Annotated in this window: 12 protein-coding genes; 8 read left to right on the top strand and 4 right to left on the bottom strand. The window is 45.1% G+C overall.

Features of this window, described 5'->3' with window-relative positions; all coding sequences use genetic code 11:
- Window positions 1-9: 9 nt before the first annotated feature.
- The 4 genes from ACLWBB_RS18485 to ACLWBB_RS18470 all read left to right on the top strand — a co-directional run bounded on the left by ACLWBB_RS18485 (window position 10) and on the right by ACLWBB_RS18470 (window position 4,382).
- A complete protein-coding gene (locus ACLWBB_RS18485; protein WP_413289044.1) occupies window positions 10-1,107 on the top strand; it encodes an aminotransferase class V-fold PLP-dependent enzyme in 1,098 nt (365 codons plus the stop codon).
- Window positions 1,067-1,858, top strand: a complete 792-nt coding sequence (locus ACLWBB_RS18480; RefSeq protein ID WP_413289043.1) for a hypothetical protein — start codon at window positions 1,067-1,069, stop codon at window positions 1,856-1,858. Before ACLWBB_RS18485 ends, ACLWBB_RS18480 begins: the two co-directional genes overlap by 41 nt.
- Before the next feature lie 195 nt (window positions 1,859-2,053).
- Complete coding sequence (locus tag ACLWBB_RS18475) at window positions 2,054-2,695, top strand: hypothetical protein (RefSeq protein ID WP_413289042.1); 642 nt, start codon at window positions 2,054-2,056, stop codon at window positions 2,693-2,695.
- Between the two features lie 676 nt (window positions 2,696-3,371).
- The gene (locus tag ACLWBB_RS18470; RefSeq protein ID WP_413289041.1) at window positions 3,372-4,382 is read left to right on the top strand and encodes a type II secretion system protein; all 1,011 of its coding nucleotides are present in this window, start codon (window positions 3,372-3,374) and stop codon (window positions 4,380-4,382) included.
- A gap of 37 nt (window positions 4,383-4,419) precedes the next feature.
- Here the strand turns inward: ACLWBB_RS18470 and ACLWBB_RS18465 are convergent, their stop codons facing one another.
- Window positions 4,420-4,899 carry a DUF1801 domain-containing protein gene (locus ACLWBB_RS18465; protein WP_413289040.1) on the bottom strand — a complete coding sequence of 160 codons (480 nt, stop codon included), beginning with the start codon at window positions 4,897-4,899 and terminating at the stop codon, window positions 4,420-4,422.
- A gap of 240 nt (window positions 4,900-5,139) precedes the next feature.
- Here ACLWBB_RS18465 and ACLWBB_RS18460 point away from each other — a divergent pair, with 240 nt between their 5' ends.
- Together ACLWBB_RS18460 and ACLWBB_RS18455 are read left to right on the top strand one after the other, a co-directional pair.
- Window positions 5,140-6,096, top strand: coding sequence for a type II secretion system protein (locus ACLWBB_RS18460; RefSeq protein WP_413289039.1), 957 nt, complete (start codon window positions 5,140-5,142; stop codon window positions 6,094-6,096).
- Window positions 6,097-6,107: 11 nt separating this feature from the next.
- On the top strand, window positions 6,108-7,061 hold the full coding sequence (locus ACLWBB_RS18455; RefSeq protein WP_413289038.1) for a type II secretion system protein: 954 nt from the start codon (window positions 6,108-6,110) through the stop codon (window positions 7,059-7,061).
- Between the two features lie 19 nt (window positions 7,062-7,080).
- Here the strand turns inward: ACLWBB_RS18455 and ACLWBB_RS18450 are convergent, their stop codons facing one another.
- Together ACLWBB_RS18450 and ACLWBB_RS18445 are read right to left on the bottom strand one after the other, a co-directional pair.
- On the bottom strand, window positions 7,081-8,568 hold the full coding sequence (locus ACLWBB_RS18450; protein WP_413289037.1) for a family 14 glycosylhydrolase: 1,488 nt from the start codon (window positions 8,566-8,568) through the stop codon (window positions 7,081-7,083).
- Window positions 8,569-8,574: 6 nt separating this feature from the next.
- Window positions 8,575-9,669, bottom strand: a complete 1,095-nt coding sequence (locus tag ACLWBB_RS18445; protein WP_413289036.1) for a hypothetical protein — start codon at window positions 9,667-9,669, stop codon at window positions 8,575-8,577.
- Between the two features lie 410 nt (window positions 9,670-10,079).
- Here ACLWBB_RS18445 and ACLWBB_RS18440 point away from each other — a divergent pair, with 410 nt between their 5' ends.
- Window positions 10,080-12,956 (top strand): amidoligase family protein, encoded by a 2,877-nt coding sequence (locus tag ACLWBB_RS18440; protein WP_413289035.1) that lies wholly within the window; start codon window positions 10,080-10,082, stop codon window positions 12,954-12,956.
- A gap of 56 nt (window positions 12,957-13,012) precedes the next feature.
- On the opposite strand, the gene ACLWBB_RS18435 is transcribed toward ACLWBB_RS18440, so the two are convergent.
- Window positions 13,013-13,408 carry an STAS/SEC14 domain-containing protein gene (locus ACLWBB_RS18435; protein ID WP_413289034.1) on the bottom strand — a complete coding sequence of 132 codons (396 nt, stop codon included), beginning with the start codon at window positions 13,406-13,408 and terminating at the stop codon, window positions 13,013-13,015.
- 284 nt (window positions 13,409-13,692) lie between these two features.
- On the opposite strand from ACLWBB_RS18435, the gene ACLWBB_RS18430 reads away from it, so the two are divergent.
- Window positions 13,693-15,258, top strand: coding sequence for a sigma-70 family RNA polymerase sigma factor (locus ACLWBB_RS18430; RefSeq protein ID WP_413289033.1), 1,566 nt, complete (start codon window positions 13,693-13,695; stop codon window positions 15,256-15,258).
- The last annotated feature ends 103 nt before the right edge of the window (window positions 15,259-15,361 follow it).

Below are 15,361 nucleotides of genomic sequence, written 5' to 3'. Positions count from 1 at the left end.
TCTCCTCAGATGAAAAAAATCTCTGAGGCCGGAGTGCAAGCCGTTTCTTTTAAAGAACAGCCTTGGCGTTTACAGCCATCTGATTTTTTCACAGGCTGTGATGAGTTGCGATCTTTGGTCGCAAACCTTCTAAAAGGCAAAGCCGATAACGTCGCTTTGATTCCCGCTGTCAGCTATGGTGTTGAAACCGCAGTTGTGAATTTGCCACTGAAAGCTGGCCAAAAAGTTCTGATCCCTGAAGGGGAGTTTCCTTCCAACGTTTATCCTTGGCAAAGTGCGTGTGCAGAGGTTGGTGCAGAAATCGTTTTTGTTCCTCGTCCTGCAACTTACGATTGGGCGGAAGCTTTTATCTCTGCGATTGATGAAAAAACCGCAGTGGTGTCTGTCCCGCAAACGGATTGGTCTGACGGTAGTCACTTTGATCTTGTTCGTATCAGCCAAAAAGCGAAGGCTGTCGGTGCTGCTCTTGTTGTCGACATCAGTCAGTCCTTCGGAGTTTCTCCGATCGACATTCGTAGCTTTGATCCTGATTTCTTATTCTCGGTTGGTTACAAATGGCAGCTTGGTCCTTATGGTGTGTCTTACATGTACGTGGCTGACAGACATTTGAATGGAAAACCACTCGAGAATAATTGGGTGAATCGTCGCTCCAGCGAAGACTTCACGCGCCTGACTGAATACACGAATGAGTATCAAGTAGGGGCTCGTCGATTTGATAGCGGCCAACACAGTAATTTTGCTTTGAATCCGATGGCGATCGAGGCCATGAAAACTTTGAACGAAATCACGCCAGAGAAAATCTTTGCTCACATCACAGGTCTGAACGACGTATTGGTGCAGGGTTTGAACTCTTCGGGCTTTGAAGTGGTGCCGGCTCATCGTCGAACAGGCCACATGATTGGTGCGCGCGGACCTGCGGGTCTTTGTGTGAAGGATTTGTGTGGAAGACTTCGCGAAAAAGATATCTATGTGAGTGTCCGTTGTAACAGTCTTCGCATAAGTCCACATATCTACAACACCAAAGAGGACATTGAAAAACTCTTAAGAGAACTAAAAAGGCTTTTGCATGAATCCGCAAGTACCCGAGAAAGACAGCTTAACGCTTAAACACTACTTTCAAGTAGGGATTGGGCTTGGCCTTTTCGTGGCCATTGTCGCGGGTATTTTTTGGTTTAAATCCGGTTCTAATAAAGAAAGTCTTGCTGACACTGAGGAAATCTCTGAACCCGCCGAGGACTCTGGCGCAGATACGCGTTTGGATGAAGACCTTGCAGCTCGTATGGAAGCCTCGCCAACTCCGGACCGCAAAAAAAATGATACTGTGGATATGAATAAGGCCTCTGAGTTTTTCGGTCAAAGCATCAAACACCTTTCTACGTGTCTGGGTATTAATGCTTCAGCGGGCAATGATCGTGTAGACCCAAGCTTTGAAAGTTTGGCGGCGATCGTAAAGCCAGACTTGGGCGATCCTATTATGCGTTCTGAAGACTGGGTGACATGGAATATGCGCGCCGGTTCTGAAGAACGTCGCATTCGTATCGAGACTGATTATTCGGATTCTGAAAAGTCTTCCAGACATCTTTTGTATTTTAAATTGGATGCCCAAGGGCAGCCCACTTTAATTCCATTGCCGTCAGAGCAAACCAAAGATCCAAGTGATACCTTCATCGCCTCTTTACAAAAAGACGGCGAAGTCTACGAAGAAGAAAAAGGCCAACGTGCTTATTTCGACAATGGCCAAGAAATGGTGCTCACAGAAAAGAACGGCAAGATCGACGATCTTGAGTTCTCAAACGGCGCCAAAACCTTCCGCTGCGCGGGAATCCTGACTTCGGCTCCAAGCTGTAAGTGTTACTAAGAACCAGGTTCTTCGATTACGCTCATAGTGTGGACGTAAAATTTGTGGCATTTTTTTTAATTGGCAAGATTGCTTCAAGTGAAAAACATTTATCGGCACTCTCTAAGAATCTGTCCGAAATTGTTTCATTAAGAATCAAGAAATGTATCGTCCTGAGACAGTTTCCAGGCCCGAGAGTTGCATTCGATAGTTAGTATGAAAACATTATTTTTTACACTAATTTTAATGGCCGCTTCTCAAGCAATGAGTGCAGACACTACTGTTATAGATATACACGCAGAAGGAATGATTCCTGCTGTCACAGCCTTTGCTGCCGAAGGGAAATTGCGCGCTCACGCTGCTGGCGAAAAAGCCAAAATTGAAGGAAATCGAATCTGCCGCAGCCTTGATTTTGAAAAGGCCTCTGCAATCTCGATTCAAAGAGGAACTTTTCCGGACGACTCCTACTCTTGGACACACGATGCTCAAGATGATTACTTCGTCGTCAATAGTGATCTCAATCTAGAGGAAAAAACCCTGGCACATACAAAGCAAACTCGGTTCACCAATCCTATCACGGCTGTTGTGACAAGTATGGTGGCTTATGAGTTGGATACAATCCAAAGGCAATATCGTAAACACTACTTTTTCTCGAAGCTCGCTTGTACTGGCAGTCATCCACGTGCACAGACTCCTGAACAAGCTAAAGTAAGGGCTCAATCAATTGTGAACTCAGGTGGAGTTTTCACAACAAAAATCCGCGACCAATATCGTCCCATCGCTGAAGGCCAGGCGCCGACCGCCCAAGCTGCGCGTCCGACATCAGTTCGCCAAGAGAACAACCCAGGGACTCGTTAGTATCGATCCTCTTTTTTGAACGACAACTCCGACTTTCAATATTATTTCTATAAAAAAGCCACTGACTTTCATCAGTGGCTTTTTATTTTCCTCAATGCGATACCTTGAAATCCTTGGAAGCTCGACCTGTTGAGGTTTCAATAGCTGTGCTGGCTCACTGAAAAGAACGGCAAGATCGACGATTGAATGAATTATCTCGATGTCGCTTAAGTTAACGACCAAGCTGTGTATCTAAATCATTTCTCTAATGATCAAAACGGCAATTCATGTATATTGACCCAATGGATATATCATTACATGAAAAGTTTATGAAACTTGCCATCGATCAAGCCAGATCTAATCGACAGCCACTGACAAAACGATCAGTGGCTGTTTTTTTCGCCGTACGGGAATCCTGACTTCGGCTCCAAACTGTAAGTGTTATTAAAAAAATCAGAGAGAAATACTAAAGTTTAGCTCGAACTGCTGCTGCATTTTTGCAGCGGATGTTTTGCGAAATAAATGTGTTCTTGAGAGCCGCTCGGCCCTGTTCGGTATTGAGCAAATATACTATTGAGAATAGTTTTTTTAGTTTTGATTCAATACTTTGGCGAGGTATGAGTCGGAACAGATTGAAAATAGAGAAGTTGTTTGTACAATTATATTTTATTTAGCAGTTCGCTGTCGGGGGACACTAATGAAGTATCGTACAAAAGAACAAGGTTTTAGCTTGCTCGAAGTGATGATTGCATTGGCAGTCGTTTCATTTCTCTCTTTTGCAATTCTCCAACTAGTGTTTACTAATTTAAAGGCGACAAAAGGTGTTGAGATTGCCGCGTCTTTGGACAATCTTCTCATGGAAGCAAACCTGGCCTTGAAAGATCCGACGGTTTGCCAAAGCAATCTTTCTAATTTTGCGACGACAACTCTTCCCACGCCTTTAGACAGCGCCAGTATTAATCTTGCTCAAATCACGATCCCATCGGTGACGGTCCCTTTAGCTCGCACCAATAGTCCTCTTGTGAATCAACCAAGCACCACAATGTCTTTAAGTATTGCCGATATTAAGCCGATCACTACGACCGCTTATCTTGCAAATATCATCTTCAGTTTGGATAAAGGGCAGGGGTTTTTGGGCGCCCGCACTCTTGTGCGAAGAATTCCAATTAATCTGACATTAGGGTCCGCAGGTGGCCCAATCACAGGCTGTAATACGTTCGGTCCAAGTGTCGGTGGTCCGGCTGGTGCAGCCTCTCCATCTCCGTCGACGCTTGCTCAGATTTGTGCTTTATTCGGTCAGACTTTAGATGCAAATACGGGTCAGTGCTCTGGCGGCCCTGGGCCTGGGCCTACGCCTACGCCTAGTGGGGAGCCAGTGGCGACGCTGCCGACAGTTTGCTCATCTTTGGGGGGCACTTACAACGCAGGCACTGAGAAATGCACGATAGGTACTGTCGTATCAGGTGGTGGTGGAGGCGGGGGCGGAGCTAATCCAAATCCAACGCCGACCCCTAGAATAGATTGTGCTCCAAGTAACGCAACATGCGGGGGTAAGACTTGGGCTATCGGGAGTTTAATACCTGATGGTAGGTATAGCAGAGATTGGACTGATACCATTAATGGCGTGGTTACGCGCTGCCAATTAACTATCTTGTGTCAAGGACCTACCTGGGCTCAAAATAACTGCAGTTGCGTGGTGGTAAAATAATTTAAGACCGACCTCTTTAAAGTTTCTTGAGCTGATGCTACGGAATCCAGCCTGGAATTTTTGAAGCTTGTTTGATCCAGCTTTCGAGTTCTTTACCGAGTTTATAGTCTTCGTAGATATCAAGATAACGAACTGCTGCGTGCTTAGCTTCACCCGGAGGAAGTGGTTTTAATAAACCACCTTTAAAGAAAGTAACTTTCACGTACTTTGTGAAGCAATGAAAGCTGATAAACCAGCCTTTGCCATCCATTCCGTAGAATGGTGAATTCCACTTCACAGCTTTATTTACTTTCGGCACCGCCTTGGTGATCATCGCATCTAGCTTACGCGCGACATCTTGTTTCCAACTAGCAGGAATCGCTGCAATGTATTCTTGAACAGGAGCATCGCCATCACCTTTGGCGATTTGAGGATTGCCACCAGCAAGAAGCTTCGGCTTTTTTACAACTTTTCGGACTGGAGCTGCTTTTTTCACTGCTTTCTTTTTGACTGCCTTCTTCGTTTTCTTTGCTGCCATGACAATTCTCCTCTGATGTAGATCATATTCAAAACTAGACTAAAATAGAAGGACTTACTCTTGAGACGAAGATGTGTAGCGAGCTACGTGTTGTTTTTAAAGAGTGGAAAGGTCGAGCTATATTGAAACTTGAGTGTTTTGTTTTGAGACGTTTGTGACTACAAGGTGGAACATATTGAAAACACGGAGGCTGACTGTATAATAGACTTGTTGTTTATCAGTTCCTTAGGGGGCGCTTTAGTGAAGTTTAATAAGAAAGAACAAGGCTTTAGCTTGCTCGAAGTCATGATTGCCTTGGCAGTCGTTTCATTTCTTTCATTTATTATTCTCCAGCTAGTTTTTACGAATTTGAAGGCGACAAAAGCTGTTGAAGTGACCGCATCTTTGGACAATCTGCTCATGGAAGTGAATGTGGCGTTGAAAGACCCAGCGGTTTGCCGAAGCAATCTTGCGAATTTTTCGACAACAACTCTCCCGTCTCCTTTAAATACTGGCAGTATTAATCTAAGCCGAATCACTTCACCTTCGGCGACGGCACCTTTAGCTCGTACCAACAGACCTCTCGCGAATCAGCCAGCTACAAGATTATTTTTAAGCATCGGCAATATCAGACCGATCTCCACAACGTCTTACCTTGCAAATATCAACTTCAGTTTGGATAAAGGACAGAGTGCTATTGGTGCCCGCGAAATTGTACGTAGCCTTCCGATTAATTTAACTTTGACGAGTGCAGGTGGTCCGATCACCGGTTGCAATACTTTTGCTCCGAGTACTGCCGCCACTCCTAGTCCCGCAGGATCTATCGACCCCGCTCAGATTTGCGCCGTGATTGGAAAACCTTTGGATCCAAAAACGAATCGGTGCTCTGGCGGCCCTGATACGAATTTGTCGGCGATTTGCGCATCTGTAGGGGGCACATACGATGCGGGCACTCAGACATGCTCAGGTGTTGGTGTGGTTTCGGGAGGAGCTAATCCGGCCCCGACAGCGACTCCCAAAGTATTTTGTCGGCCAGGGGTCACGGAGTGTGCGAATAAGACTTGGGCCGTACCGGAATTAGAGGTCGGCGCTCTTCCTTATGTTAAAGATTGGATTGAAGTCATCAACGGCGAGAATATGAAGTGTCATATATATGTCGGGTGTGACAGTAGCGCTAAGTGGTTCGCCAGTCACTGCACATGCAAACCGGCAGAATAAAAGGGGGACCAATGAAGTCTAATACGAAAACCCAGGGTTTTAGCTTGCTCGAAGTCATGATTGCATTGGCGGTGGTTTCATTTCTGTCATTTACTGTTCTCCAGTTAGTTTTTACTAACTTTAAAGCTACAAAAGCTGTTGAACTTACCGCGTCTTTGGACAATCTGATCATGGAAGTGAATGTGGCGTTGAAAGACCCTACTATTTGCCAAATCAATCTTGCGAATTTTTCGACAACAACTCTCCCTTCACCTGTAGAAACCGGCAGTATCAATATCACGCAAATCACTTTGCCAACGGTGGCAACTCCGATGGCGATCACCAACAATCCTATGGCGAATCAACCAAGTACAAGCTTGTCTCTAAGTATCGGTAATATTAGACCGATCTCCACAACATCTTACCTTGCCAATATCAACTTCAGTTTGGATAAAGGGCAGGGCACTATTGGTGCCCGTAATATCGTGCGTAGCCTTCCGATTAATCTGACATTGGCGAGTGCAGGTGGTCCGATTACTGGCTGTAATACTTTCGGTCCAAGTACTGCCGCCGCTCCGAGTCCCGCAGGATCTATTGACCCCGCCCAGATTTGCGCCGTGATTGGAAAAACTTTGGATCCAAAAACGAATCAGTGCTCTGGGGGCCCGGCGGTGAAGTTGTCGGAGATTTGCGCGTCTTTGGGAGGCACTTTTGATGAGGGCACTCAGAAATGCACGGTAGTAGCTGCAGCACCGGGCAAAGCTAATCCCGCCCCAACTGCGACTCCAAAAACATTTTGTCCGGCAGGGCCCACGGTATGCGGAGGCAGGACTTGGAGTGTGCCGGAACTGGTGGCCGGAGGTCTGTTTACCAGAGGTTGGTATGATACTATCAATGGCCAGGCTTCGCGTTGTAGTTTGTATGTCAACTGTGACAGCAGCACTAAGTGGATAAGCAATAACTGCTCTTGCCAATTGGTAAAATAGTTTTGGCTGGCATTTTTAATTACGGAAATACCTTCTCACAACGTAGGACTGTTGGATAGGTGCGAGACATCTGATACAGACTTCTTTCAGCGACATTGTTTCCGATAAGATCACCAAGACGAAGTAAGGTGACTCCTGAATAACCAAAGTTGCGAATGGCGTTGTTCATTTTCCACCAAGCGTCTTCGCTATAAAGACTTCCAGCTAATGCATTTTCTGCTTTCAAACGAATATTTTTAGTTCTTGCGGCACGCCCAACAGCGGCAGCTAAAGATTCGGCTCTGGAGTCAATTTTCACATCACCTTCATAATCACGATCGGCCATTTCAATCGCGGTGAAGTGCATGACGAAGTTTTTCTTATCTGCGACTTCATCGAAAACGCGCATTGTATCTTTATAGCCGTAAGCATTTTCATCAGCGAACCAGTTATTGTAACTTGTGCGAATGAGTCCCGCAGAAAGTTCTGCAAGGCGATCGTTTGCAACACGCCAGTGAACTCCTGGCATTTTCGCACCGAGGTCGGCGTTTTTCATTGGTGATCCGGGGCCAGAGAATACTTCAAAAGCTGTTTTGATCATCTTCTTTCCGTGCTGAACCAGGCTTTCATTGTACCAATCGAAGAAGTCTTTGCCGTACGGAGTGAACTGTTCAAATGAACCATAAAATTGAGATTTCAAAAGTTCTGGATTTGGGGGATGAATTTGGTTGAACTCTGCTAACCGGAAACCCCAAGCGCTGTTCACGGCTTCGATGGTTACATATTTTTTCATCATCGCAGTCCGGAACGAAAGAATAGCGGGACCAGAGTAGGCTTGCAAAGCCCCTCGGTACGGGAAGCCCGCGGCATTGCCATCATGATTGTTGTACGAAGGATAACGAAGTTCGCCTGCAGGGCCTAAAGAGACATTGATTTCAGAAATCAGACGCGCTTTCGGGGCGAAATGTCTTTGGAACTCTTCCATCACGCGGCGATAGTTCGGCATCATCGCGTCTGTTCCCCAGAAGGAAACATACTCACGACAGTAATTGCCAAGCTCACTTTTAAACATCAACGAAGAAACACGGCGGTTGTTTTCGGACCAAGTGTCTGCGCCACCTTCGGCCCAAACATATCTTGGAATAGGAATAGAGCCTTTATCTCCGACATTTCCGCCGAGTTGATGAAACGATAAAATAGGCATCCATTGAAGACCCACGCGCTCAATCACTTGAACTAACCTGTCATAGTAGGCCCAGTCGAATTGACCCTTCTGGGGCTCAATTAATCCCCACCAGATATCGGTGGATACGGATTGAACGCCCAGTTGCTTAGCGCGGATAAGTTCGCGCTCGAACTCACTCCATTCATCGTTATGATCTGGTGACGAGGGATCGACAGGATCGCCGATCAGCAAGGGCCCCATGATGTTGATGCTGACCTCTCGAGACTGCGCAAAAGTGGATAGGCTTGTTAAGAAGCCCATCACCAAAAGCACTAAATGAGTCAGGCGCAAGAACATCTTCATAAAATACTAATGCTCGGTATCTTGTAGATACTGGCGGTGACCGTGGCCCATTTTGCCGACGCCAGCCATGTAATCTGTTTGATGATATTTTTTAACTTTTTCTACAAATTGTAAGAACAGGCGATACCCAGTGATTTTTGTAAGATTGCTTTCTAAATTGTAACCTGCATATTCGACAGGTGTCTTAATCTCTACGACGCTGTCTTCAGGACGATACGCTTCGACGGTTTTATTCATCGAGTTCACGAAGAATGCGATCGACTTATCCAAAGTCATTTGAATTTGGAATTTAGTGTTGTCTCTGCCGCGATCTACGAAATCGACAGCGTAGGAAATGCGCTCATAAAGATTCGTAGCGAGCGGAGCAAAACTTGAGTTGCTCGCATGTCCTAAGCGTAAGAACTCTAGCATGGCAGTGGCACTCTCTTTAGTGGCAGCATTTTCTTTAAGTGCCAAAGTCTCAGCGACGATCTCATCATATCTTTTTATGAATTCAGGAGTTCCAAAGAGCTGAACGTATTTATCAGACATATACACACGAGGTTTAAATACGGCGCCGATGAAGCGTGGGTCTGAAAATTTAAATTCTACAAATGAAAAGTCCTTCGTGAACTCTGCGAATTGGACATTTTCAGTTTTTACTTCAGCGTCGTTACGGATAATACCGTATTTGCGAATGCGTGTTTTAAAGGAAACGGTCTCACTTGGAAACCCCTCTGCGACAGGCATTCCGCTTTCTTTCAGGTTTAATTCGAACTTCTCAAGATAAACGGTATGGGTGACATTGCGATACCCTTCAGTCACGGCATCGCGCGCTTTCACTTGAATGTTTTTGACGTTTAATTGGACTGACAGGGACTTGATGAGTCCTTCGATTTTGGGACGCTCGAGGGTCCACTTATTTTCGATGCGCGCACTTGTTGTGCTGCTGCGAAGGCTTTCCACAGACTTTGCAGCCATGAGGGTCATATCGTGGGTCATTGCTTGTTTAAGAAATGGGTCCCAATAAAAGACGTTCTTACAAAGCTCTGCGGCTGTCGCCTGCAGTGACCAAGATAACAAGAGCGCCGCTACGAATGAGTTTCTGATTATTGGTTTCATAGAACTCATTTATTTCAAAAGATATACCGCTGTAGGACTGGCTTGGCTTCTTTGCCTAGTGCCGAACTTACAAAAGCGTGCCGCTCCTCGCACTTTTGTGAAACATAGTGAAACGCGAAAGCGTATTCTGACGACAGGAAAGTCGGCGCGATTGAAAGTTCAGAATCTAAAGTTGAAGTGAAAACTTAGTTGGTAATTTAGCTATATAATATGACCCGCAAAAAAATGACATTTCGCGCTTACAGCTGTCTATAAGGTTACTGAGGTCGGGACAAGAACATGTCTGCAAGAATAATTAGGGATCAATGGGTTGGTTGCGATTTTCTAGGCGTCTCAAACTGAGACGCAAACACCGCTTGGCATTGGCTTTGTAATAGACAGCGTAAGGCCCCCTGCGGGCGGAGGATTTAATGGATTTCAAATCTTTGTATTTTAAACGTATGGTGAGTTTCGTCCTTTCCATCCTGTTTGTACTGAGCCCCACAGCCTATGGCCAGCAGGTGCCAGGACCGGATTACACCGCGTTTGATGTCTATCAAATGATGATGGATCAATCTATTAATATGGAAGCCCAGGAAATCCCAGTGCGTGGAACTGATGGTTCTACACCGGTAACCTTTGGTGCCGAAAAGGAAGGCTCTTCTTCGAAGATCTTAAAAGTAATGTCTCCGAATAAAGAGGTTCTTGCACTGTTTTTGGGTCAAGAGAAAAACCGCGAGTTTGCGAATCAGTTTATTAAAGAGTTTTTGGCAGGCAAACATCGCCAAAAGAATGTGGTAGATTCAGAGGGTAAAGTCGTAGAGCTTTTACCACTTAATGAGTCACTAAAGTCCTTTAATTGGTCTTCTGCAACTCAAGAGGAATTCTCTGAAGCTGTTAAAAAGTTTGTGGAAATTTTCCCAAAGAGCCCGTTCTCTTTTATGGATACGAAATCTCGTATGGCTTTGTTCCGTCAAGATGGGCCTACCACGAGTTATCATAAAGATGGTTATGAAAAATGGCAGGGCTACAAAGGCCTTAAGCTCTATGACTCGTGGGAACCGCTTTTGGGTGAGGGAGAACTTTATATTGAGCACGGTCATCGCGAAGTGAATGGTGGTTGGGAAGTTATCTTTAAACCTCAAAGAACTTACGGTGCTTTTGAAAAGATGCAAGTATGGTTCAGAACTTTGATGGGTAGCCACGGGACCTTATTTGAAGCTCCAGGACATCAACGTGTGGTGATGCCTATGATGGAACTGCCCGAAGAAGAGAACAAAGATTATAGAGACCGCGTTGCAGAAGTGTCGCGCATGATTCAGGCCTATGTTGTTTTGCGTGGTCTTAAAGGACGAACTGGTCTTTTAGGTGCTCGTCATAAAGCTCTTGCTACGGATAGTCAGGTTGCAACATTAGATACGGGCCGAGGCCCTCTTCGCTTGGAAGTAAACCGCTTCTATACGGACTCTGTAGGTGTAGAGTTCCGCGTAGGGATGAAAGACGAAGTGGTTCGCCGCTTTGTTCAGGCAGTCTATACCTCACGCCTTTCAAGAAACGATATGAAAGATATCGCTCCACTTACAAGCTACTCTTTACTCCCTGGCAATCGCTATGAATCTGGCACTTATGTTCAAATGCATGAGAGCGCGGCACAACGATTAAATATTCCTCTAGAGACCGTAGAAAAAGCCATTGCTAACTATAAGCAAGTGTCTAAGAAAGAGGGTCAGGCGCTTACGGACCCTAATTATCTCTTGCCACTTTGGCAGTGGGAAAGTGCTCCTTTCTTGAAGGGAAAGGCCGAAGATCTAAAGCGTATTTCTCGTGATTTCATTGTGAAACTCTCAGAAATGCAAAATCCAAGCTATAAGCAGATTTCTAACTTGTTGGCAGCGTGGGTAGATGCTTCAGATTTGACTCGTGATATTGAAAAATATCTTACACCAACAAGACAAATCGACAAAGTGACGTCTCCTTTGACAGTAAAAATCAAAGAAGGCGGTATCGACGTGAACAAGATAGATCTTGGTAACGAGTTCACAGCGCGTATGCCACTTAAGTTAAAAGCGGAATACGACAAAAACGGTGTTTGGACTTCTTCAGTCTATGACATGACTCCGGAATCTCGTGAAGCAAAGATCAAAGCGGTCGCAGAATCTATCAAAGAAAACTTCACGGGTTCACGTGAGGGTGTTGTGAAGTTGAATGAAGCAGCTCATGGTCACTCATTAGCACTAGCATTCAATTTCCAAGATGCTCAGAACCGCACTTGGCGTGTGGAGTGGGATGGTATCAGCCGTAACTACGACACTGACGGAAACTTGGTTGAAGGTTCAGCTCGTGGCGGACATATCGAAATCGTTTCTCCGAAGTACAACCCAACGATGAATGACGTTCAAGGCGTTTATTCAGCAATGGAAAAAGAAGGTGTGATCCCTGATTACAAAATGGGTGGATCGCACATTAATATCGATTACGAACTTTTCGAGAAAAACCCTGCAGCTATGGCTCGCTTCTTGGCATTGTTCCACTCTCACCGCGCTATCATCGCATTCATGTTTCAACACATGAATCGTTTGCGCAGCGCTGAGCCTGTTGAAGTCAGCCAAGCTTTGGATATGAAGCTTCGTAACTTCAAAGGCACGCCGGAAGATCTTGCGAAATTACTCTATGAAGAAAAATACTTTAACCAACGCCATAACCGTAAGACTCGTTATACTCAGATCGACGTATCTAACTTTATGGGCCGTGTGATTCCTGAGCAGTTCATCTTGCCTGACTTTGACGTGGTAAAAGCACGCTTCACGGGTGGCCAAGGCTGGGCTCAGCAGTTCCGCGTGACGAAACATAAAAAAATGGAAATGCGCTTGTTCGATGCTGCTGCAAATCCATTGGAAGCTGCCTTCCAAATGAAAGTGGTTCGCGCACTTTTAAACAAAGCATTGAACGAAACAGCTCCTGTGACTGGTAAAGTTCAGACTGTGGATTACGAAGCTTATATCAAGAATCCGAAGTTGGCTTACGAAGCCTTGGACAATATGGCTAAAGACCTTGATTTGAAAGTGGAAGACTACATGCCATACGTCATGAATAAGCTTGTAGTGAATAAGGCCTACATGCAAAGCAAGTTCTATGTTCCTTGGAAGGCTCATGCCGACAAGAACTACCCGAAAGTGCAAGACTGGGGTAAACCAGTGAAGGCGCGTTCATTAGAGGGCATGCTTTATTCGGATCGCCCAATTCCACCACCAAGTTCAGTAGCTCCAGCTGCTGGCGGCGGCGGTATGTGTAGCAAAGTGTTCATGTAGGCCTTTGTAACAAAAAATCTAAAAAGCACTGACTAAAAATCAGTGCTTTTTTTGTTTTATGGATGAGCCTCGTGCTGTTCTTGTTGGACATTGCCTTGTAAAAGCCAATTCTTCGCGACTTCTTTCTCAGCCAAACTGAAGACACGGATATCAGCAGTGAACATCGGGTCTGCGAGTTTCGTAATCTTCTGAACCCACGAAATATCGGTTACAACAGCAACGCGAGGAAAAGAGCCCATATTTTTAAGACCAAACCTTAGGTCCTTCCAAAAAGCTCCGAATTCGACTTGTCCGATATCACGAACTTCTTCCAGAACCAGGACGTCACCCCATTCCGCTATGCGCTTTTCAATTTGAGCAAAAACTTCGTTCATCTCCTCTGTCTCAATTTTTCCGTCCACTAGTAATTCAATATATTTCTGTGCTGATTGTTCCGTCACAATTTTCACCATAAGATCTCCTTATTTGAAATTTTCAAATTCCAGTGCGTGGCGTACAACGGATTTTTTAGATCCTTGTCGGATATCAAAATTAAGAGGCAGATCACGTGTGAGAATAGGCAAGTGATTCTTGGTTGAGTAGATGAACTTACTAAAAGCCCAATTAGGATCTAGATTCCTATCCGCGAAGTGCTGCGTTATAAAAAAGTTCATAAAAGCTCAAAATATTTTAAAGGAAACCCTTTGTCGATGGCACCTCTATTTGAAAGGTAGCTAAAAGCAGGGGATAACAAGTTATGAGTTTAAAAGGCACTATCGACAAAATTAAAAACGGGGATACCGAGGCATTCACTGGTTTAGTGAAGCAATACCAGAATCTCGCGTTTGCCTATGCCTTTTCAATGCTCAAGGATTTCCATCGCGCTCAAGATGCGGCTCAAGAGGCTTTTATAGTTGCGTATTATCAGGTCTCTCAGCTGCAAGATCCAGAAGCATTTCCTGGATGGCTGAAGGGGATCGTACGTAATCAATGTCATCGCCAACTGCGCGGCAAAATGAATCGGTGGGAGTCTTTAGAAACGCTTGAAGACAATGCGGGTGAAGAGCCTAGGCCAGATCAATTACTGAGCCTCAAGGAACAAAGCCAGGTCGTCTTACAAGCTGTTCAATCCCTGCCGGAACGCCAGCGAGAAGTGGTCTCTTTGTATTACATAGAAGAAAACTCCCAACAGGACGTCGCTACCTTTCTTGAGATGAGTCTCAGCGATGTTAACAACTGTCTTCACGCAGCACGGAAGACATTAAGAGGGAGGATGGAATCTATGGTGGATCAAACATTTAAATCGAAGGCGCTTTCAAAAGACTTTGTAGAAGGAATCGGAAAAATTATCAAAGTGCGAGGACGCTTGGTGGATGCAGAAATGGATCCGTCATTTAACCCTGTGCTTTTTGACGATCTGAAAGCTGGAAAGAAGGCCGAATCAAAACTGACAGTTGTGCAAAGACTAAAAAACGGTTTAGTTCGCTGTTTAGTTCACGGAGATTCAAAGGGTCTTAAATCGGATTTAAAAGTGCAGAACGAAGCCGCAAAATCATATTCGACGGCGGATGAAGCATCCATTAAGGAAGTAGTTTCAACTATCGGTACTCCTAGCGGGAAGAAACTCGAGATTTTTGAAACGGGAATTAAAATTATCGATCTACTTTGCCCACTTCCAAAAAACGGAAACATCGGCATCATGGGGTCTTCTGGAGCTGGAAGGTCGGCAGTCGTGGCCGAGATGTATAAAAAGTTTTTGCAGGCAGACGGCAAGATTTCATTGTTTTTCTTTGTCGGTCCCAATGAGGCTTCAAGTGTTTCTACAATGATCGAGCACGAGCCTGATTTAAGTGTCGATGAAGGCGGACCTATGCAAACTGCGTGGTTAATCACAGATCAAGCAGCAAAACCTGAGTTTGCAAAGGCAGCAGACTATTTGGAAGCGCGTCCGTTCTTTAATATAGAGATGGCAGTACAAAAACGATTCCCAGCCGTAGACCCTCTTCGTTCGCACTCTCGATTGTTAGACCCATCAATTGTTAGCAACGATCACTATCAAACAGCGATACAAGTTCGGGAGTTATTGGCTAACGAAGGCACTCTGAATGAGCTTCAAGCCTCACGTGCGAGAAAGCTAAAAAACTTTTTCACTCAACCGTTTTTCGTGATGGCAAATTCGACGAAGGTGCCCGGCGTTTCTGTCGGTCTGAAAGAAACCATTACTACTTGCCAGAAGATCCTAGCTGGAGACATGGACGAAGTCGCAGAAGAGATGTTTTTATACACTGGAGGTCTGCCAAAGCAGACTAGGCAGATCCTTTAATATCTATGTAATTTCAATATGTTAGTGTAGTTAGTGGTGGGGCTAAAAGAGCCCCATTCATTTTGGTAGTTTTTGGTATCAATGATAAGTGTTTGCCCCTATA

It is taken from the genome of Bdellovibrio sp. HCB337 (assembly GCF_047302465.1).
Lineage (GTDB): Bacteria > Bdellovibrionota > Bdellovibrionia > Bdellovibrionales > Bdellovibrionaceae > JACMRP01.
This window is presented reverse-complemented; position numbering and strand designations above follow the sequence as displayed.